This is a genomic window from Streptomyces sp. NPDC044063 (assembly GCF_056434285.1).
In genome coordinates, this window is the sequence record NZ_JBWKFM010000019.1 from 32592 (window position 1) to 52424 (window position 19833).

Annotated in this window: 17 protein-coding genes; 6 read left to right on the top strand and 11 right to left on the bottom strand. The window is 73.1% G+C overall.

All coding sequences use genetic code 11. The features are described from left to right. Positions 1–75: 75 nt before the first annotated feature. The 11 genes from htpX to AC07BS_RS22750 all read right to left on the bottom strand — a co-directional run bounded on the left by htpX (position 76) and on the right by AC07BS_RS22750 (position 10737). Positions 76–930, bottom strand: coding sequence for a zinc metalloprotease HtpX (htpX, locus tag AC07BS_RS22700; protein WP_478647149.1), 855 nt, complete (start codon positions 928–930; stop codon positions 76–78). 144 nt (positions 931–1074) lie between these two features. Next, on the bottom strand, positions 1075–2601 hold the full coding sequence (locus AC07BS_RS22705; protein WP_478647150.1) for an NADH-quinone oxidoreductase subunit N: 1527 nt from the start codon (positions 2599–2601) through the stop codon (positions 1075–1077). Continuing rightward, a complete protein-coding gene (locus tag AC07BS_RS22710) occupies positions 2601–4148 on the bottom strand; it encodes a complex I subunit 4 family protein (protein WP_478647311.1) in 1548 nt (515 codons plus the stop codon). The genes AC07BS_RS22705 and AC07BS_RS22710 overlap by 1 nt, the downstream gene beginning before the upstream one ends. A 17-nt stretch (positions 4149–4165) precedes the next feature. Continuing rightward, positions 4166–6157: an NADH-quinone oxidoreductase subunit 5 family protein gene (locus tag AC07BS_RS22715; RefSeq protein ID WP_478934080.1), complete on the bottom strand. Its 1992-nt coding sequence runs from the start codon at positions 6155–6157 to the stop codon at positions 4166–4168. Further along, on the bottom strand, positions 6154–6513 hold the full coding sequence (gene nuoK / locus AC07BS_RS22720) for an NADH-quinone oxidoreductase subunit NuoK (protein WP_478647154.1): 360 nt from the start codon (positions 6511–6513) through the stop codon (positions 6154–6156). The genes AC07BS_RS22715 and nuoK overlap by 4 nt, the downstream gene beginning before the upstream one ends. After that, entirely contained in the window at positions 6513–7088 is a 576-nt protein-coding gene (locus AC07BS_RS22725) for an NADH-quinone oxidoreductase subunit J family protein (protein WP_478647155.1), read from the bottom strand. Before AC07BS_RS22725 ends, nuoK begins: the two co-directional genes overlap by 1 nt. After that, the gene (locus AC07BS_RS22730) at positions 7085–7648 is read right to left on the bottom strand and encodes a NuoI/complex I 23 kDa subunit family protein (protein ID WP_478934083.1); all 564 of its coding nucleotides are present in this window, start codon (positions 7646–7648) and stop codon (positions 7085–7087) included. The genes AC07BS_RS22725 and AC07BS_RS22730 overlap by 4 nt, the downstream gene beginning before the upstream one ends. Before the next feature lie 2 nt (positions 7649–7650). Continuing rightward, positions 7651–8616, bottom strand: a complete 966-nt coding sequence (locus AC07BS_RS22735) for a complex I subunit 1/NuoH family protein (RefSeq protein WP_478647159.1) — start codon at positions 8614–8616, stop codon at positions 7651–7653. Beyond that, positions 8613–9731: an NADH-quinone oxidoreductase subunit C gene (locus tag AC07BS_RS22740; protein WP_478934085.1), complete on the bottom strand. Its 1119-nt coding sequence runs from the start codon at positions 9729–9731 to the stop codon at positions 8613–8615. The genes AC07BS_RS22735 and AC07BS_RS22740 overlap by 4 nt, the downstream gene beginning before the upstream one ends. Further along, positions 9728–10330, bottom strand: coding sequence for an NADH-quinone oxidoreductase subunit B (locus AC07BS_RS22745; protein WP_478647163.1), 603 nt, complete (start codon positions 10328–10330; stop codon positions 9728–9730). Before AC07BS_RS22745 ends, AC07BS_RS22740 begins: the two co-directional genes overlap by 4 nt. After that, entirely contained in the window at positions 10321–10737 is a 417-nt protein-coding gene (locus AC07BS_RS22750) for an NADH-quinone oxidoreductase subunit A (RefSeq protein ID WP_478647165.1), read from the bottom strand. Before AC07BS_RS22750 ends, AC07BS_RS22745 begins: the two co-directional genes overlap by 10 nt. A gap of 172 nt (positions 10738–10909) precedes the next feature. Here AC07BS_RS22750 and AC07BS_RS22755 point away from each other — a divergent pair, with 172 nt between their 5' ends. The 6 genes from AC07BS_RS22755 (at position 10910) to AC07BS_RS22780 (ending at position 19713) form a co-directional block, all read left to right on the top strand. Beyond that, entirely contained in the window at positions 10910–12106 is a 1197-nt protein-coding gene (locus tag AC07BS_RS22755; RefSeq protein ID WP_478934088.1) for a sensor histidine kinase, read from the top strand. A gap of 144 nt (positions 12107–12250) precedes the next feature. Further along, complete coding sequence (locus AC07BS_RS22760) at positions 12251–13618, top strand: sensor histidine kinase (protein ID WP_478934090.1); 1368 nt, start codon at positions 12251–12253, stop codon at positions 13616–13618. 126 nt (positions 13619–13744) lie between these two features. Then, a complete protein-coding gene (locus tag AC07BS_RS22765; RefSeq protein WP_478647313.1) occupies positions 13745–14407 on the top strand; it encodes a response regulator in 663 nt (220 codons plus the stop codon). A gap of 207 nt (positions 14408–14614) precedes the next feature. Continuing rightward, positions 14615–16555, top strand: a complete 1941-nt coding sequence (locus tag AC07BS_RS22770) for a 2-oxoacid:acceptor oxidoreductase subunit alpha (protein ID WP_478647170.1) — start codon at positions 14615–14617, stop codon at positions 16553–16555. Beyond that, on the top strand, positions 16548–17597 hold the full coding sequence (locus AC07BS_RS22775; RefSeq protein ID WP_478934092.1) for a 2-oxoacid:ferredoxin oxidoreductase subunit beta: 1050 nt from the start codon (positions 16548–16550) through the stop codon (positions 17595–17597). Before AC07BS_RS22770 ends, AC07BS_RS22775 begins: the two co-directional genes overlap by 8 nt. Positions 17598–17703: 106 nt before the next feature. Further along, the gene (locus AC07BS_RS22780; RefSeq protein WP_478934094.1) at positions 17704–19713 is read left to right on the top strand and encodes an APC family permease; all 2010 of its coding nucleotides are present in this window, start codon (positions 17704–17706) and stop codon (positions 19711–19713) included. Positions 19714–19833 lie beyond the last annotated feature (120 nt).

The following is a 19833-nucleotide window of genomic DNA, read 5'->3' on the forward strand; positions in this document are numbered from 1 at the left end:
GCGTGGAGGGGCCCCGCGGTTGCGGGTTCCCGCAGGTGGGGACCCTGAGAAGGCCCCTAGGGGACGGGATCGGGCCTAGCCCGCCATCCGCTCCAGGCGGCTGATGCGCTCCCGCATCGGGGGGTGGGTGGAGAAGAGCCTGGACATGCCCTCGCCCGGCCGGAACGGGTTCGCGATCATCATGTGGCTCGCGGTCTCCAGGCGGGGTTCGGGCGGCAGCGGCAGGCGCTGGGTGCCCGCTTCGAGCTTGCGCAGGGCCGAGGCCAGGGCCAGCGGGTCGCCGGTGAGCCGGGCGCCGGAGGCATCGGCCTCGTACTCGCGGGAACGGCTGACGGCGAGCTGGATCAGGGAGGCCGCGATGGGGCCCAGCAGCATGATCATGATCATGCCGATGATCCCGGGGCCCTCGTCGTCGTCCGAGCGGCCGATGGGGATCAGCCAGGCGAAGTTCACCAGGAACATCACCACGGACGCCAGCGCGCCCGCGACCGACGAGATCAGGATGTCGCGGTTGTAGACGTGGCTGAGCTCGTGGCCGATGACCCCGCGCAGCTCGCGCTCGTCCAGCAGGCGCAGGATGCCCTCGGTGCAGCAGACGGCGGCGTTGCGCGGGTTGCGGCCGGTGGCGAAGGCGTTGGGGGCCTCCGTCGGGGAGATGTAGAGGCGGGGCATGGGCTGCCGGGCGGCCGTCGAGAGCTCGCGCACCATGCGGTAGAGCTGCGGTGCCTCGAACTCGCTGACCGGCCGCGCCCGCATCGCGCGCAGGGCGATCCTGTCGCTGTTCCAGTAGGCGTAGGCATTGGTGCCGAGCGCCACCAGGACCGCCACGATCAGGCCCGTACGCCCGAACATGCTGCCGATGACGATGATGAGCGCGGACAGCCCTCCGAGGAGCACGGCCGTCCGGAGCCCGTTGTGCCGGCGGTGCACGGTACGCCCTCCAAATGGTGCGGCAGGGGAACCCTTGAACCAGTGGAACCTTTCGAACTGGTCAACGCCAGGCGAGGACCGGCGGTTCCCCCGCGCACCCCGTACGGCTCTGGTCCGTACGGGTGAGGTCTGCCGCGGGGCCCGCTACAGCAGCGCCTGCGAGGCGAAGCGCAGCACCAGCTGCGGGGCGCCCGACAGGGCGACGCCGGCGGCGGTGGCCAGGGCGATGGCCGCGGTCAGCGGGCGCGACGGGCGCACCGGCGCGGGCTCGTGGCCGGCCTCCGGCTCCTCGCCGGGGGCGGGGGCGCGGAAGAGCACGGCCGTCCACTGGAGGTAGTAGTAGAGCGCGATCACCACGTTGACGGCCATGACGACCGCCAGCCAGCCCAGCCCGGCGTCGACGGCCGCCGTGAAGACGGTGACCTTGGCGAAGAGGCCGATCACGCCCGGCGGCAGGCCCGCCAGGCAGAGCAGGAAGAAGCCCAGGGCGAGCGCGGCGAGGGGCCGGCGGGCGTAGAGGCCCCGGTAGTCGGTGATGCGGTTCCCGGGGCTCGTACGGGCCACGAGGGCGGCCACCGCGAAGGCGCCGAGGTTCACCGCGGCGTACATCAGGGCGTACGCGACGGTGGCGCCGATGGCCCGGGAGGCGTCGTCGGCGTAGCCGGCGGCGGCGATGGGTACCAGCAGGTAGCCCGCCTGGCCGACCGAGGACCAGGCCAGCAGCCGGACGGCGCTGCGCGCGCGGTCGGGCCGCTGGCGCAGGGCCGCGACGTTGCCCGCGGTCATGGTGAGGGCGGCGAGCACGGCGAGGGCCGGGGCCCAGACATCGGCGTAGGCGGGGAAGGCGACGACGGTCACCAGGATGAGGCCGGTGAAGCCGACCGCCTTGCCGATGACCGACAGGTAGGCGGCGACCGGCAGGGGGGCGCCCGCGTAGGTGTCGGGCACCCAGAAGTGGAAGGGGACCGCCGCGGTCTTGAAGGCGAAGCCGACGAGCGTGAGGGCGACGCCCGCCTGGGCCAGGACGGCCAGGCGCGGGTCGACCTGGCTGAGGCCCTCGGCGATCCGGGTGAGGTGGAGGGTGCCGGTCGCGGCGTAGACGAAGCTGACGCCGAGCAGGGTGACGGCGGTGGCGGTGACCGACGACAGGAAGAACTTCAGGGCCGCCTCGGAGGAGCGGCTGTCGCCGCGGCGCAGGCCGACGAGGGCGAACGCGGGCAGCGAGGCCACTTCGAGGGCGACGATCAGCGTCGCGAGGTCCCGGGAGGCCGGCAGCAGGGCCGCACCGGCGGCGGACGACAGCAGCAGGAACCAGAACTCGCCGGCGGGCAGCTCGGTGTCCACGATGTCGGTGACGGACAGCAGGGCCGTCAGCAGGGCGCCGCCCAGCACCAGCAGCTGGACGACCAGCGTGAAGTGGTCGGCGGCGTAGCTGCACGCGCCGTCGCCGGCCCGGGTGCCGGTGAGGCAGAACGTCGTGCGGTCGCCGCCCCGCAGCGGCAGGAGCGAGAGCCCGGCGAGGATCAGGCCGGTGACGGCGATCCCCCCGAGGAGCGGCTTCCTGCCCTCCGGCAGGAAGAGGTCGGCCACCAGGACGACCAGCGCCACGACGGCGGTGATCGTGGGCGGGGCGATGGCGAGCCAGTCGACGGACTGGACCAGGGAGCCCATCAGTGGCCACCTCCCAGGAGCTGCTGTACGGCCGGGTCGGTGAGGCCGAGGAGGGCCGCGGGCCAGAGTCCGGCGAGGACGGTGAGGACGACGAGGGGGGTCCAGGCGGCGAACTCGTAGGTCCGCACGTCGGCGAGGGCGGGCGTCTCGTCCCGCTTCTCGCCCATGCACACCCGGCGGACGACGACGAGGAGGTACGCGGCGGTCAGCAGCGTGCCGAGGCCGGCCAGCGCCATGAAGACCAGGAACGTGGGCCGGCTGAGCCCGGCGGCGGGGCGGAAGGAGGCGAACATCGCCAGCATCTCGCCCCAGAACCCGGCGAGGCCGGGCAGGCCCAGGGAGGCGACGGCGCCGAAGGCCAGCAGGCCGCCGAGGCGCGGGGCCCGGCCGTAGAGGGCCGCGCCCGTGGCGCCGGAGAGGCCGTCGAGGTCGCTGGTGCCGTAGCGGTCCTTGAGCGCGCCGACGAGGAAGAAGAGCAGGCCGGTGATGAGGCCGTGGGCGATGTTGGCGAACAGCGCGCCGTTGACCCCGGTGGGGGTCAGCGTGGCGATGCCCAGCAGCACGAAGCCCATGTGGCCCACCGAGGAGTAGGCGATCAGGCGCTTGAGGTCGCCCTTGGCGCCGGGACGGGCCAGGGACAGGCAGACCAGGGAGCCGTAGACGATGCCGACGGCCGCGAAGGCGCCGAGGTACGGGGCGAGCGCCTGGGCCCCCTCCGGCGTCACCGGCAGGACGATGCGCACGAACCCGTAGGTGCCCATCTTCAGCAGCACGCCCGCCAGCAGGACCGAGCCCGTCGTCGGGGCCGCGGTGTGGGCGTCGGGCAGCCAGCTGTGCAGCGGCCACATCGGGGCCTTGACGGCCAGGCCCGCGGCGACGGCCACGGCCGCGACGAGCTGCGTGGTGTGGCCGAGCGAGGCGCCCTGGTCGGCGGCGAGCGCCACCATGTCGAACGTGCCGCCCTCGATCCCGATCAGGAGCAGGCCGAGCAGCATCACGACGGAGCCGAGCAGCGTGTAGAGGATGAACCGCCACGCCGCGCGCTCCCGGCCCTCGCCGCCCCAGCGGGCGACGAGGAAGTACATCGGGATGAGCACCGTCTCGAAGGCCAGGAAGAACAGCACCAGGTCGAGGACGGCGAAGGTGGCCAGCGTGCCGGCCTCCAGCAGGAGCAGCAGCGCCACGAACGCCTTGGGGGACGGCCCGTCGGGCGCCCGGTGGTAGCTGTACAGCGCGCAGAGGAAGGTCAGCAGCGCGGTCAGCACGACGAGGGGCAGCGAGACGCCGTCGACGCCGAGGTGGATGCGGACGCCGAGCGCCGGGATCCAGCTGATGTCGGTGGTCGCCTGCATGCGTGCCGGGTGGTCGTGGTCGAAACCGGCGGCCAGGGCCACGGACAGCGCGAGGACGGCGCCGGTGGTGGTGACGCCGTGCCGGAGCACGGCCTGGTCCGGGTTCCTGCCCTTCAGCCCGGGCGGGGCCGGGAGCAGGGCGGCGACGGAGCCGAGGAGCGGGACGACGACGATCGCGGCGAGGAGGATCTGCAGCACGGTAGGGCTCACGGTCAGGCTCCGGTGGCGACGAGGACGGCGGCGACGGCCAGGACGACGGAGCCGGCGAGCAGGGCGCTGAGGTAGGTCTGCACGTTGCCGGTCTGGGCGCGGCGGACGAGGGCGCCGAGCAGTCGGGGAGCGGTGCCCGCGCCGCTGACGTACGCCTCGACGACCTCGCGGTCGAGGAAGCGGGCGAGCCGCGCCGCGGCCAGGGTGGGCCTGACGAAGGCCGCGGAGTACACGCGGTCGACGTGGAAGCCCACGGCCGCGTGGCGGTGCAGGCGGCCGAGCAGCAGCCTGCTCGGGTCGGCGGGGTCGGGGGCGCCCGCGATGCTGCCGTAGGCGGCCTCGTGGGTGGCGATGGACTCCTCCTCGGAGACGGCCGGGGCAGCGCCGGGGTCGGCGGCCACGGCGCCCAGCGGGGTACGGGCCGCGAGCGCGGTGGTCCGGCGCCAGGCCGCGTACATCACGCCCGCGCCGGCCACGGCGAGGCCCGTGGAGAGCACCGAGGTGGTGAGGGTGGGGGTCAGCGAGCCGCCGTCGAACCAGTCGGGCAGCTGCCAGGCGGCCAGGCCGAACGCGGCGGTGGGCAGGAGCAGCACCCACAGCACGGCGGTCATGGCGAGCGGCTCGCGGCCGTGCCCCGCCGCCTCGGTGCCCCGGCCGCGGAAGGCCAGCAGCCACAGGCGGGTGGCGTACCCGGCCGTGAGCAGGGCGGTGACCAGGCCGGCGACCAGGACGGTCCAGCCGGCGGCGGCCGGGACGCCGTGGGCGTCGCCGGCGGCCGCGTGCTCGGCGGCGCCGAGCACGGCCTCCTTGGAGAAGAAGCCGCTGAACGGCGGGATCGCGGCCAGCGCCAGGAGGGCGCAGGTCATCGTCCAGAAGGCGTCGGGCACCCGCTTGGCCAGGCCGTTCATCCGCGCCATCGCGGCCAGCGAGTTCGTTCCCGCCGCGTGGATGAGCACGCCGGCGCAGAGGAAGAGCAGGGCCTTGAACGCGCCGTGCGAGATGAGGTGGAAGACGGCCGCGCCGCGGTCGCCGACGGCGAGGGCGCCGGTCATGTAGCCGAGCTGGCCGACGGTCGAGTACGCCAGGACGCGCTTGACGTCGTCCTGGGCGAGGGCGGCGAGCGCCGAGCCGGCCATGGTGACCGCGGCCATCACGGCCAGCACGACCAGGGCAGCGGCCGAGGCGGCGAAGACGGGGAGCAGCCGGGCGACGAGGTAGACGCCGGCCGCGACCATGGTGGCGGCGTGGATCAGCGCGGACACCGGGGTGGGGCCGGCCATCGCGTCGGGCAGCCAGGTGTGCAGCGGGAACTGCGCGGACTTGCCCGCCACGCCCGCGAGGAGCAGCAGCGCGACCAGAGTGGGGTGGTCGAGGCCGCCGGAGGCGGCGGTGGTGAGGATGCCGCTGATCCGGAAGGTCCCGGCGTCGGCGGCCAGCGCGAAGACGCCGATCAGGAAGGGCACGTCGCCGAGCTTGGTGACCAGGAAGGCCTTGAGGGAGGCGGACCGGGCCGCCTCGGTCTCCCAGTAGTGGCCGACCAGGAAGTACGAGCAGATGCCCATGATCTCCCAGCCGACCAGCAGCACCATCAGGTCGCCGCTGTAGACGACGAGCAGCATGGCGGCGGTGAAGAGGGAGACCAGGGCCGCGTACGAGGGGTAGCGGGCGTCGTCGCGCAGATAGGCGGTCGAGTAGACCTGGACGCAGGTCGCCACGACGCCGACGAGCACGGCGACCAGCACCGCGAAACCGTCGAGGTGGAGCGCGAGGTCGATCGGCACGGAGCCGGTGGGGGTGAGCCGGGTGGCCGCGTCGAGGGGCGCGCCGCCGCCCTGCCGCCAGGCCACGACGACCGCGAGCACCGCGGCGGCCAGCGTCGGCAGCACGGCCAGCGGCCGGACGGCACCGGGGACGCGGCGGCCGAGCAGCAGCCCGCCGAGGGCACCGAGGAAGGGCAGCAGGGGGACGAGGGCGGCGGTGGTCGTGGTGCTCACGCGGCGGCCTCGGCCTTCTCCTCGCGGTCTGCGCGGTCGGGTGCGGGTGCGTCGTCACGGAGGTCGCGGAGCCGGTCGATGTCGGCGGTGCCGCGGTTGCGGTGGACGAGCAGGACGATCGCCAGACCGATGCCGATCTCGGCGGCGGCGACGGCGATGACGAAGAGGGTGAGCGCCTGCCCGGCGTGCAGCGTGTCGCGCAGCCACACGTCGAAGGCGACGAGGTTGAGGTTGACGGCGTTGAGCATCAGCTCGACGGACATCAGGACGAGGATCGCGTTGCGCCGGGCCAGCACCCCGTACAGGCCCACGCAGAAGAGCAGCGCCGCCAGGACGGCGGGGTACACGAGATGCATCAGCGCTCCTCGGTCTTCCGGTCGTCGGACTTCCGGCGGGAGAGCACGATCGCGCCGACGAGCGCGGCGAGCAGCAGCACGGACAGCGCCTCGAAGGGCAGCACCCAGTGCCGGAAGAGCATCTCGCCGGTGACCTCGGTGGAACCCTGCGGCGCGCCGCGGACGTCGATCCAGGTCGTGCGGAAGGCGTCCACGACCACCCAGACGAGCGCGACGGCGGCCGCCGCGGCCACGCCCAGGGCGGGCAGCCGGTTGGCCGAGTCGGCGTCCGGGGAGCGGCCGATGGGCGCCTTGGTGAGCATGAGCCCGAAGAGCAGCAGGACCACCACGGAGCCGACGTAGATCAGCACCTGCACCCAGGCGATGAACTCCGCCGTCAGCAGGAGGTACTCCACGGCGAGCCCGCCGAGCGTCACCACCAGCCACAGGGCGGCGTGCACCAGCTGCCGGGTGGTGACGGTGACGAGGGCCGCGCCGAGGGTGACGAGGCCGACCAGGAGGAAGGCGATCTCGACACCGGAGGTGGAGAGGAAGCCGTGCGCCGCCTGCGCGGCGAGTGTGCTCGTACCGCTCATGCCTCTCCCTCCTTCTCCTTCTCCTGCCGCTCCTGCTCCTGCTGGGCGGCCAGCTTCTCGGCCGTCTTGCGGGCCGCCGCGATCTCCTTGGGCTCCTCGGCCGCCGGGTCCAGCGCGGGCGGCTCCGGCACCGTCCACATCCACTCGCGGAGCTTGTCGCGCTCGTGGGTGAGCTCGTGGATGTCGGTCTCGGCGTACTCGAACTCCGGCGACCAGAACAACGCGTCGAAGGGGCACACCTCGATGCAGATGCCGCAGTACATGCACAGGGCGAAGTCGATCGCGAAGCGGTCGAGGACGTTGCGGCTGCGCTCGCGGCCGCCCGGGGTGGCGGCGGGCACCGTCTCCTTGTGGGAGTCGATGTAGATGCACCAGTCCGGGCACTCGCGGGCGCACAGCATGCACACCGTGCAGTTCTCCTCGAACAGCCCGATGACACCGCGCGTGCGGGGCGGCAGCTCGGGCTGGACCTCCGGGTACTGCGCGGTGACCGAGCGACGGGTCATCGTGCGGAGGGTGACGGCGAGGCCCTTGGCCAGGCCGGAACCGGGAATGCCCATGGTTACTGGATCACCACCTTGACGACGCCGGTGAGCGCGATCTGCGCGAGGGCGAGCGGAATGAGGACGGTCCAGGCCAGCTTCTGCAGCTGGTCCTCGCGCAGCCGCGGATAGCTCACCCGCAGCCAGATCACGACGAAGGCCAGCACGGCCGTCTTGAGCAGCGTCCACAGCCAGCCGAGGCCGTCGGCCCCGAACGGTCCGTGCCAGCCGCCCAGGAAGAGGACGGTCGTCAGACCGCACAGCACGACGATGCCCGCGTACTCGGCCAGCAGGAACATCGCGAACCGCAGACCCGTGTACTCGGTGTACGCGCCGAAGATGATCTCCGAATCGGCGACCGGCATGTCGAACGGAGGCCGCTGCAGCTCGGCGAGGCCCGCCGTGAAGAAGACCAGCCCGCCGACGATCTGCCACGGCACCCACCACCAGTGGAAGGCGTCCACGATGCCCGGCAGCGAGACCGTGCCCGCCGCCATCGCGACCGAGGCGGCCGCGAGCAGCATCGGCAGCTCGTACGCCATCAGCTGGGCCGCCGTCCGCAGACCGCCCAGCAGGGAGAACTTGTTCGCCGAGGCCCAGCCGGCCATCAGCGAGCCGAGCACGCCGACGCCCATCACGGCGAGCACGAAGAAGATGCCCGCGTCGACGACCTGCCCGACGGCGTTGCCGGGCCCGACCGGGATGACCAGCAGGACGAGAAGGTACGGCAGCAGGGCCACCGCGGGCGCCATCTGGAAGATCCTGCGGTCCGCGCCGGCCGGGACCACGTCCTCCTTCTGCGCGAACTTCACACCGTCCGCGACGAGCTGCGCCCAGCCGTGGAAACCACCGGCGTACATGGGGCCGAGCCGGCCCTGCATGTGCGCCATCACCTTGTGCTCGGTCTGCCCGATGACGAGCGGCAGCGCGACGAAGGCGACGAACACGGCGACCAGGCGCAGGACGACGTCCATGGTGTCGCTCATGCGGGGTCGCCTCCGGCGGGGTTCGTGTCGTGGCGGGGGGTGCGCGGGGGGTTCTCGGGCTTCTCGGGCTTCTCGGGGTCCTTGGGGGGCTCGGCGGTCCCGGCCGGTTCGGCCGCGCCGGGCTCCGCCTCCGGGCCGGGCTTCTCGTCGAAGGCCGGGCGGGCGTGGTGCCAGGGGGCGTCGGAGGAGCGGGGCGCCGGGCGCGCGGCGCGGGTCTCCTCGCCCGCCGCCTGGCTGGCCGAGCCGTCCGCCGCGCTACGGGTGCGGCGGGGAGCCGCCTGACTCGCCGAGCCGTCCGCCACGCTGCGCGTACGCCGCGGAGCCGCCTCCGCGGCCGCGCCCGCGGCCGCGGCCTGGCTCGCCGAGCCCTCCGCCACGCTGCGCGCACGGCGCGGGGGCGGGCCGTCCGTCGTCGTGCGGGCGCGGCGTTCGCCGGGGGCGGCGCGGGTGGGGCGGGCCGGGGCCGGGGGGAGCTGGCCCTTGAGGGGGCCCCACTCGTTGGGGTCGGGCACGCCGGGCGGCAGCATCTGGCGGCGCTTGGGGCCGCCCTCGGCGGACTCGCCGGGTTCCTTGGCGCCCGGCCAGGCCTTGACCACGCGGGCCGCGAGGACGAAGTCCTTGCGGAGCGGGTGGCCCTCGAAGTTCTCCGGCAGGAGCAGCGGCACGAGGTGGGGGTGGCCGGTGAAGCCGACGCCGAACATCTCGTGGGTCTCGCGCTCGTGCCACTCCGCGCCGGCGTAGACGCCGACGGCGGTCGGCAGGGCGGGCGCGTCGTGCGGCACGGTGGTGCGCAGCAGCAGCCGGCGGGTGCCGGACCCGGAGGCCGGCAGCGCGGCCACGTGCGCGCAGACGCGGAAGCCCGTACCGGGCTCGTCCACGGCGCTCAGCCAGTCGAAGAAGGTGCAGCCGAGCCGGTCCCGGGCGGTCTCCAGCGCGGCGATCCAGGAGTCGGCGGGGACGTCGACGGTGAGGGTGTCGTACGCCTCCTCGGCGGTGGCACCCGCGCCGAACAGCTCGGTGGCGGGGGCCGGCAGCCAGCCCACGACCGGCTCGGGCGCGGGGGCGGGCTCGGCAGCGTCGGCGGTCGGCTCGGTCGGCTCGGTCGGCTCGCTCATCGGTCCGACTCCTCGGGGCCCGCCGCGGGCGCCGGCGCCGGCGGGGGCGTCACCAGCCCGCTGCGCAGCGCCGCCGGCGACGGCTGCGAGTAGCGCTCGCCCAGCGACTCCCGCGCGATCTTCTCCTGGAGCTTGATGATGCCCTGGAGCAGCGCCTCGGGGCGTGGCGGGCAGCCGGGGACGTAGACGTCCACGGGGATGATCTGGTCGACGCCCTTGGTCACGGAGTACGAGTCCCAGTAGGGGCCGCCGCAGTTCGAGCAGGCGCCGAAGGAGATGACGTACTTCGGCTCGGGCATCTGCTCGTAGAGCCGCTTGACCGCGGGGGCCATCTTGTCCGTCACCGTGCCGGAGACGATCATGAGGTCGGCCTGGCGCGGGCCCGGTGCGAAGGGGATGACACCGAGGCGGATGAAGTCGTGGCGGGCCATGGAGGCCGCGATGAACTCGATCGCGCAGCAGGCCAGCCCGAAGTTGAAGACCCAGAGGCTGTAGCGGCGTCCCCAGTTGAGGACGACCTTCATGGGCTCGGGGGCGAGGCGGGCCAGTGGTCCGAGGCGGCGGGGCTCGGGGAGGTCCACGGCGGGTGTCACGTCCATGCGAGGACGCCCTTCTTCCATGCGTACAACAGGCCCACGGCGAGGAAGCCGAGGAAGATGAACATCTCCACGAGCGTCGCCCCGCCGAAGCCCGGCGCGGCGAACACGGTCGCCCAGGGGAACAGGAAGATCGAGTCCACCGCGAAGATCACATAAAGGAACGCGTAGACGTAATACCGCACCTGGGTGTGCGCCCAGCCCTCGCCGACGGGGTCCACCCCGCACTCGTAGGCGAGCAGCTTCTCGGGTGTCGGCGCCACCGGCCGCAGGAGCCGCGCGGCCCCGAAGGCCACGGCGACGAAGAGCACCCCGATCACCGCGAGGAGACCGACCACGGTGTAGCCGTGGAAGTACTCCGACGCGAGCTGGACATCGGCGCTACTGGTGCGCACGGTTGCCTCCGGCACGTCCGCCCCTCGTTCCCTGTCCTGTTTGTTCGACGATCTGTACGCACGCGAGTCTAGGCCCTGCCGGGGCCGGGGCGATCCTCGCTGTCCGGCCGGAGGTGGGGTTATCCCCACCCGCCGGCACCCACCGCCCCCATGGCGACGGCCCGTGGGGGCCGGGCAGGCTTGCCCCATGAACGCCAGCAGCGCCCCCAGCGAAACCGCTGATTCCGCTTTTGCCGAGGACCGGCTCCCACCCGTCCGTCCCGCCTTCGGGGCACAGACCTGGAAGGAGGTGGCCCACCTCCTGGTCAATCTGCCCGAGGGCATCATCGGCTTCCTGTACGTCTCGCTGTGGCTCTACGCGGGCGTGGCGCTGTCCGTCACGGTGGTGGGCCTGCCGCTGCTGGCGCTGGGTCTGATGGGGTCCCGGGTGCTGGGCCGGCTGGAGCGGGCCCGGGCGCGGTCGCTGCTGGGCGTGCGGATCGACGAGCCGAGCCCGCTGCCGCGCGGCCGGGACCAGCGGGGGTTCCTGGGCTGGCTGTGGGCCACGCTGAAGGACCCGGTGGGCTGGCGGAGCACGCTGTACGCGTTCATACGATTGCCATGGGGCGTTCTCACGTTCACGGTCGTCCTGGTCTCCCTCTTCGTCGCGTGGCCGGTTCTGGGCCATCTGACGCGCGGCCTGACGCATGTGGACCGGGCGATGGTGCGCGGGCTGCTGTGCCCGTCGAGCGAGCTGGAGCGGCGGGTCGCCGAGCTGGAGGAGGACCGGGGGGTCGTCGTGGACACGGCGGCCGCCGATCTGCGCCGCATCGAGCGCGACCTCCACGACGGCGCCCAGGCCCGCCTCGTCGCCCTCGCCATGGGCCTCGGCCTGGCCAAGGAGAAGCTCCTGGAGGACCCCGAGGCCGCCGCCCGCATGGTCGACGAGGCCCACGGGGAGGTGAAGCTCGCGCTCCAGGAGCTGCGCGACCTCGCCCGCGGCATCCACCCCGCCATCCTCACCGACCGCGGCCTCGGCCCCGCCCTGTCGTCGGTGGCCACCCGCTGCACGGTGCCGGTGACGGTGGCGGTGGACCTGCCGGCCCGGCCCGCGCCGGCGATCGAAGGCATCGCCTACTTCACGGTCTCCGAGCTGCTGCAGAACGTCAGCAAGCACAGCGGGGCCGGCTCGGCCGGCGTCGAGGTGTGGCGGCGGCGGGACCGGCTGCTGCTCCAGGTCCGCGACGACGGGCGCGGCGGCGCCTCGACGGCCGGGGGCAGCGGGCTGGCCGGCCTCGCCGAGCGGCTGCGCTCGGTGGACGGCGTGTTCACGGTGGACTCCCCCGCCGGCGGCCCCACGGTCGTCACGGCCGAGCTGCCCTGGCGGGACCGCACCGGCGGCTGACGCCCCGGCGGGGGTGGGGACATCCCCACCCCCGGGACACCGACCCGCCGCATGGTCCGCCGGGCCGCGCCGCGCGAGCCTGGATACCGGCAAGGACCGGGACCACGGACCACGAAGACGACGACGGCGAGGACGAGGACGAACATGGCCATCGACTACGGAACCCAGCACCGCCCGGGGGCGGCGACCGGCCCCCACCGGGTGCCCGCCGTGCTCCGCGCGCCGCTGGAGGGCCGCACCTGGCGGGAGTTCCTCTACTTCCTGACCGGCCTGCCGGTCGCGACGGTCACGTTCGTCTACGTCATCACCATGACCGCGCTGGGGGTCGGCCTGCTGGTCACCTTCCTGGGCGTGCCGGTGCTGGCCGGGGCGCTCGCCGGGGCGCGCGGGCTGGGCGTGCTGGAGCGGGCCCGGGCCCGGGCGCTGCTGCGCCTGGAGGTCGCCGAGCCGGAGCCGGTGCGGCCCCGGCGGACGAACGGCCGGGGCCGGCCGCGGGGCGGCCTGATGGCGTGGGTGGGGGCGCTGCTCAAGAGCGGCACGTCCTGGCGGCAGCTGCTGTACCCGCTGGTGCACTTCCCCTGGGCGCTGTTCACGTTCGTCGTGTCGGTGGTGCTGATGACGACCGGCTGGGGGCTGTTCCTGTACCCGCTGTGGCGGTGGACGCTGACGCGGTACGCCGGGCAGCCGGGCATCCAGCTGTACGGCGACTCCGACGGGGAAGCGTTCTACGTCGACACCCCCTTCGAGATCGCCCTGACCGTCGGCGCGGGCCTGGTGCTCGTCCTGGGCACGCCGTGGGTCCTGCGGGGCCTGGCACTGGTGGACCGGCTGCTGGTGACGGGGCTGCTGGGGCCGTCGCGGCTGGCGACGCGGGTGTGGGAGCTGGAGGAGGACCGGGGCGTGGTGGTCGACACGGCGGCCGCCGATCTGCGCCGCATCGAGCGCGACCTCCACGACGGCGCCCAGGCCCGCCTCGTCGCCCTCGCCATGGATCTGGGCCTGGCCAAGGAGAAGCTCCTGGAGGACCCCGAGGCCGCCGCCCGCATGGTCGACGAGGCCCACGGAGAGGTGAAGCTCGCCCTGCGGGAGCTGCGCGACCTCGCCCGCGGCATCCACCCCGCCATCCTCACCGACCGCGGCCTCGGCCCGGCGCTGTCCGCGCTGGCCGCGCGCTGCACCGTGCCGGTGACCACCGAGGCGGACCTGCCGACCCGGCCGGTGGCGGCCATCGAGGGCATCGCCTACTTCACGGTCTCCGAGCTGCTGCAGAACATCAGCAAGCACAGCGGGGCCGGCTCGGCGCGGGTGGAGGTGTGGCGCTCGGCGGACCGGCTGATGCTCCAGGTCACCGACGACGGCCGGGGCGGCGCCCGGACGGCCGCGGGCACCGGGCTGGCGGGCCTCGCCGAGCGGCTGGACTCGGTGGACGGGCTGCTGCTGGTGGACTCCCCCGCCGGCGGCCCCACGGTCGTCACGGCCGAGCTGCCCTGGCGGGACCGCACCGGTTCCTGACGCCCTTCGAGGTGCCCGCCACCGGCCCCGGAGCGACCCGCTCCGGGGCCGGATGCTGCGATGCTGGGGACGTTCGTATCAGCGTCACTGCCTGGGGGCCGGAAGATCGTGAACGTGGAGGACAGGGTGCGGGTGGTCATCGCCGAGGACTCGGTACTGCTCCGGGAGGGCCTGACCCGGCTGCTGACCGACCGGGGGCATGACGTCGTGGCGGGGGTGGGCGACGGCGAGGCGCTGATCAGGACGGTCCAGGAGCTCGCCGCCGGGGACGAGGGGCTGCCGGACGTGGTGGTCGCCGACGTACGGATGCCCCCGACCCACACCGACGAGGGCGTGCGGGCGGCCGTCCGGCTGCGCAAGGAGTTTCCCGAGCTGGCGGTGCTGGTGCTGTCGCAGTACGTGGAGGAGCAGTACGCCACGGAGCTACTGGCGGGCAGCACCCGGGGCGTGGGCTACCTGCTCAAGGACCGGGTCGCCGAGGTGCGCGAGTTCGTGGACGCGGTGGTCCGGGTCGCCCGGGGCGGCACCGCGCTGGACCCGGAGGTCGTCGCCCAGCTGCTGGGCCGCAGCCGCAAGCAGGACGTGCTGGCCGGGCTCACCCCGCGCGAGCGGGAGGTGCTGGGGCTGATGGCGGAGGGACGCACCAACTCGGCCGTCGCCAAGCAGCTGGTGGTCAGCGACGGCGCGGTGGAGAAGCACGTCAGCAACATCTTCCTGAAGCTGGGGCTGGCACCGAGTGACGGGGATCACCGGCGGGTGCTCGCGGTTCTCACCTACCTCCGGTCCTGAGGACCTACCGTCGGTCATGGGGACATACCGTCGGCCCCGACGACGTACCGTCGGGGTGCGAGGGTCCGCCCGGACGCCGTCAGTGCGGCATCAGAGCACCCCGGCAAACTTCATATCGGCACATGATCGTCCGAACGTACGATGACCGTGGGAACGCCGCTGGGCGCCACCGAAGGCGCGGCGCCGCCACGAGGGAGGTCCGAAGCAGTGACCAGCCAGGTCAGCAGCACGGCCGAACAGGCCGCACCCGCCGATCCGCCCGCCGAGGAGGTGCGCGTCGAAGAGGTGCGCGTCAAGGAGGTGCGCCGGCTGGACCGGGTCATCATCCGCTTCGCGGGCGACTCGGGTGACGGCATGCAGCTCACGGGAGACCGCTTCACCTCCGAGACGGCGTCGTTCGGCAACGACCTCTCCACCCTCCCCAACTTCCCGGCCGAGATCCGGGCGCCCGCCGGCACCCTGCCGGGTGTGTCGTCCTTCCAGCTGCACTTCGCCGACCACGACATCCTCACCCCCGGCGACGCTCCGAACGTGCTGGTCGCCATGAACCCCGCGGCGCTCAAGGCCAATCTGGGCGACGTGCCGCACGGCGCGGAGATCATCGTCAACACCGACGAGTTCACCAAGCGCCCGATGGCGAAGGTGGGGTACGACAGCAACCCGCTGGAGGACGGCTCCCTGGACGCGTACAACGTCCACCCGGTGCCGCTGACGACGCTGACGATCGAGGCGCTCAAGGAGTTCGGGCTCTCCCGCAAGGAGGCCGAGCGCAGCAAGAACATGTTCGCGCTGGGCCTGCTGTCGTGGATGTACCACCGGCCGACCGACAGCACCGAGGCGTTCCTGCGGAAGAAGTTCGCGAAGAAGCCGCAGATCGCGGAGGCCAACGTCGCCGCCTTCCGGGCCGGCTGGAACTTCGGCGAGACGACGGAGGACTTCGCGGTCTCCTACGAGGTCGCCCCGGCCACCTCCGCCTTCCCCTCCGGCACCTACCGCAACATCTCCGGCAACCTCGCCCTGTCCTACGGTCTGATCGCCGCCTCCCGCCAGGCGGACCTGCCGCTCTACCTGGGCTCGTACCCGATCACCCCGGCCTCGGACATCCTCCACGAGCTGTCGAAGCACAAGAACTTCGGCGTGCGCACCTTCCAGGCGGAGGACGAGATCGCCGGCATCGGCGCGGCGCTGGGCGCGGCCTTCGGCGGCGCGCTCGCCGTGACGACGACCTCGGGCCCGGGTGTGGCCCTGAAGTCGGAGACCATCGGCCTCGCCGTCTCGCTCGAACTCCCGATGCTGATCGTCGACATCCAGCGCGGCGGCCCGTCCACGGGCCTGCCCACCAAGACCGAGCAGGCCGATCTGCTCCAGGCCATGTACGGGCGGAACGGCGAGGCGCCGGTGCCGATCGTGGCACCCAGGACGCCCGCCGACTGCTTCGACGCGGCGCTGGACGCGGCCCGTATCGCGCTCACCTACCGCACCCCGGTCTTCCTGCTGAGCGACGGCTACCTGGCCAACGGCTCCGAGCCGTGGCGGGTGCCGGAGACCGACGAACTGCCCGACCTGCGCGTACGGTTCGCCACCGGCCCCAACCACGAGCTGGCCGACGGCACCGAGGTCTTCTGGCCGTACAAGCGCGACCCCCACACCCTGGCCCGCCCCTGGGCCGTGCCCGGCACGCCCGGCCTGGAGCACCGCATCGGCGGCATCGAGAAGCAGGACGGCACGGGCAACATCTCCTACGACCCGGCCAACCACGACTTCATGGTCCGCACCCGGCAGGCCAAGATCGACGGCATCGCCGTCCCCGACACCGAGGTCGACGACCCCTCGGGCGAGGCCCGCACGCTGGTGCTCGGCTGGGGCTCGACCTACGGGCCGATCACGGCGGCCGTACGGCGCGTGCGCGCCGCGGGCGGCCATGTCGCCCAGGCCCACCTGCGCCACCTCAACCCCTTCCCCGCCAACCTCGGGGACGTCCTGAAGCGGTACGACCGCGTGGTCGTGCCCGAGATGAACCTCGGCCAGCTCGCCACCCTGCTGCGAGCGAAGTACCTGGTCGACGTCCGCTCCCACACCCAGGTGAGCGGGATGCCGTTCAAGGCCGAGCAGCTCGCCGATGTGCTCAAGGAGGCCATCCATGACTGAGGCACTCTCCCTGGTGCCCAAGGCCGAGGCCCGGCAGTCCATGAAGGACTTCAAGTCGGACCAGGAGGTGCGCTGGTGCCCCGGCTGCGGCGACTACGCCATCCTCGCCGCCGTCCAGGGCTTCCTCCCCGAACTGGGCCTCGCCAAAGAGAACATCGTCTTCATCTCCGGCATCGGCTGCTCCTCCCGCTTCCCGTACTACATGAACACCTACGGGATGCACTCCATCCACGGCCGGGCCCCCGCCATCGCCACCGGACTCGCCACCTCTCGGCAGGACCTCTCCGTCTGGGTCGTCACCGGCGACGGCGACGCCCTCTCCATCGGCGGCAACCACCTCATCCACGCGCTGCGCCGCAACGTCAACCTCAAGATCCTGCTGTTCAACAACCGGATCTACGGGCTGACCAAGGGCCAGTACAGCCCCACCTCCGAGACCGGCAAGATCACCAAGTCCACGCCGATGGGCTCCCTCGACGCGCCCTTCAACCCCGTGTCGCTCGCCATCGGCGCCGAGGCGTCCTTCGTGGCCCGTACGGTCGACTCCGACCGCAAGCACCTGACCGAGGTGCTGCGCCGGGCCGCGGCCCACCCCGGGACGGCGCTCGTGGAGATCTACCAGAACTGCAACATCTTCAACGACGGTGCCTTCGACGCCCTCAAGGACAATGAGCGCGCCCAGGAGGCGGTCATCCGCCTGGAGCACGGGCAGCCCATCCGCTTCGGCGCGGACAACGGCAAGGGTGTCGTCCGGGACCGGGCCACCGGCGATCTGAAGGTCGTCACGGTCACCCCGGAGAACGAGGCGGACGTGCTGGTGCACGACGCCCACGCCGCCTCCCCGACCACCGCGTTCGCCCTCTCGCGGCTGGCCGACCCCGACACGCTCCACCACACCCCCGTCGGCGTCCTCCGCGACGTCCGCCGCCCGGTCTACGACACCCAGATGTCCGACCAGCTGGAAGCCGCCGTGGAGCAGAAGGGCAAGGGCGACCTGGGCGCCCTCCTGGCCGGCAACGACACCTGGACGGTCGTCGGCTGACGCCGGCCGGCCCGTACGGCCACCCGCCCCCGGCCGGGCACCCGATTCGGGTGTCCGGCCGGGGCGTCTGCCGGGCGCGTAGCGGGGAAGGCGCTCTCCTATGGGTATGGCCGACCCCGATGCCGCCGAGCCCCGGACCGCCGAGACGCCCCCGGCGCCGGTGGTCCGCGACCGGCTCGCGTACCGCGTCAAGCGCCTGCTCCTGGGGCCTCCCCTGGTCACCGAGCAGCTGGCGAGGGAGAAGCTCTCCAACCCGATGGCGCTCGGGGTCCTCGCCTCCGACTGCATGTCCTCCACGGCCTACGGCACCGAGGAGATGCTGCGCATCCTCGTCCCGGTCGCCGGGGCCGCCGCCTTCACCCTGCTGATGCCGGTGACGGGCGCGATCCTGTTCGTCCTGCTGCTGCTCACCCTCTCCTACCGCGACGTCGTCTCCGTCTACACCCGGGCCGGCGGCTCCTACGTCGTCGCCCGCGAGAACTTCGGGCCGCGCGTGGCCCAGGTGGCGGCCGTCGCCCTGCTCGTCGACTACATCGTCACCGTCGCCGTGCAGAGCGCCGCCGGCACCGACGCCCTGCTCTCCCTCGCCCACCTCGTCGGCCGCGGCTACACCGGCCTGGACCACCTCAAGCTCCCCCTCACCGTGGGCATCGTGGTGCTCCTCATGTACGGCAACCTGCGGGGCATGCGGGAGGCGGGCCGGACCTTCGCGGCCCCGGCCTACCTCTTCATGCTCGCCGTGGCCCTGATGCTCGTGGTGGGGCTGGTGCGGGCCCTGGACGGCGGCCTCCCGCACGCCGACGTGCGCGCGGCGGGCGCCGTACCGCTCGGCGAGCCTGGCCACGGCTGGCTGTACGGCGTCCCGGTGTTCATGGTGCTGCGCGCCTTCGCCAACGGCGGCTCGTCCCTCACCGGGCTGGAGGCCATCTCCAACGGCGTCTCGGCCTTCCGCCGCCCCCAGGGCGTCAACGCCCGGCGCACCCTGACCGTCATGAGCTGCGCCCTGGGCACGATGGTGCTGGGCGTCTCCACGCTCGCCCACTACACCCACGCCATCCCCTACGAGGACGGCAACCCGACCGTCATCGCCCAGGAGGCGCACCTCGTCTTCGGCGACGGCTGGGCGGGCACCGTGGGGCTGGTCTACGTCCAGCTGGCCACGGCCCTCATCCTCTACACGGGCGCCAACACACCGTTCACCGGCTTCCCCTTCCTCGCCAGCTTCGTCGCCGAGGACCGCTTCCTGCCCCGCCGGCTGATGCGGCGCGGGCACCGGCTCGCCTTCTCCAACGGCATCATCTGCCTCACGGTGACCTCGCTGGCGCTGCTGCTGGTGACGCGGGCCAGCGTCGACAAGCTCGTCGCGCTGTACGCCATCGGCGTCTTCACCGGCTTCACGATGGCCGCCGCCGGGATGACCGCCCACTACGCGCGGCGCCCGGGCAACCACGTCCGGACGGCGCTCAACCTGGCCGCCGCCGTGGTGTCGGCCCTGGTGGTCGTGATCTTCGCCATCACCAAGTTCACCGAGGGCGCCTGGCTGGTCGTGGTGGTCTTCCCGCTCGGCGTCTGGGCGCTGATCGTCATCAACCGGCAGTACCGGGAGGAGGCCGCGGCCCTGGAGAACGTGGCCGCCTTCGCCACCGACCGCCCCCACTGGCGGCGGCACGTGGTCCACGTCCTCGTCGACATCCTCGACCTGGCCACGATCAAGGCCCTCCGCTACGCCCACGAGCTGCGGCCGGACGAGGTGCGGGCCCTCCACTTCGTCATCGACGAGGAGCGCGCCCACCGGCTGGCCGAGCGCTGGGACCGCTCGTCGGGCACCACCGTGCCGCTGGAGCTCGTCGACTGCCCCGACCGCCGGCTGCGCCACGCGGTCGCCGACCTGGCGGCGCGCACCACGGCGGACGGCTCGACGGCCCTGACCCTGCTGATCCCGCGCCGGACGTACTCCACCCCGCTGGGCCGGATGCTGCACCGGGGCACGGCGGAGGAGATGGCCAGGGTCCTGGAACAGCTGCCGAACGTGGCCGTCACCATCCTCCCCTTCGACGTGACCCGCGCCATCCAGCGGCTGCACACCCCGCCCGGAGCCCCCTCGCCACGACCGTAATGCGATACGGGCATGACAGCCTCCCTGGCCGGGGTCTACCGTCGCCTGGGGGTGTCTTACGGGTCGGGCCGGATCAGGCCTGACCCGTAGGACACCCCCAGGTCGTCGTCGAGAACCGGG

Bases quoted from the DNA above. Each gene is read 5' to 3' on its own strand.
- AC07BS_RS22705 (WP_478647150.1), bottom strand. From the start codon at position 2,601: ATGGGCTCCCTGGTCCAGTCCGTCGACTGGCTCGCCATCGCCCCGCCC.
- nuoK (WP_478647154.1), bottom strand. From the start codon at position 6,513: ATGCATCTCGTGTACCCCGCCGTCCTGGCGGCGCTGCTCTTCTGCGTG.
- AC07BS_RS22725 (WP_478647155.1), bottom strand. From the start codon at position 7,088: ATGAGCGGTACGAGCACACTCGCCGCGCAGGCGGCGCACGGCTTCCTC.
- AC07BS_RS22730 (WP_478934083.1), bottom strand. From the start codon at position 7,648: ATGGGCATTCCCGGTTCCGGCCTGGCCAAGGGCCTCGCCGTCACCCTC.
- AC07BS_RS22735 (WP_478647159.1), bottom strand. From the start codon at position 8,616: ATGAGCGACACCATGGACGTCGTCCTGCGCCTGGTCGCCGTGTTCGTC.
- AC07BS_RS22740 (WP_478934085.1), bottom strand. From the start codon at position 9,731: ATGAGCGAGCCGACCGAGCCGACCGAGCCGACCGCCGACGCTGCCGAG.
- AC07BS_RS22745 (WP_478647163.1), bottom strand. From the start codon at position 10,330: ATGGACGTGACACCCGCCGTGGACCTCCCCGAGCCCCGCCGCCTCGGA.
- AC07BS_RS22755 (WP_478934088.1), top strand. From the start codon at position 10,910: ATGAACGCCAGCAGCGCCCCCAGCGAAACCGCTGATTCCGCTTTTGCC.
- AC07BS_RS22760 (WP_478934090.1), top strand. From the start codon at position 12,251: ATGGCCATCGACTACGGAACCCAGCACCGCCCGGGGGCGGCGACCGGC.
- AC07BS_RS22775 (WP_478934092.1), top strand. From the start codon at position 16,548: ATGACTGAGGCACTCTCCCTGGTGCCCAAGGCCGAGGCCCGGCAGTCC.
- AC07BS_RS22780 (WP_478934094.1), top strand. From the start codon at position 17,704: ATGGCCGACCCCGATGCCGCCGAGCCCCGGACCGCCGAGACGCCCCCG.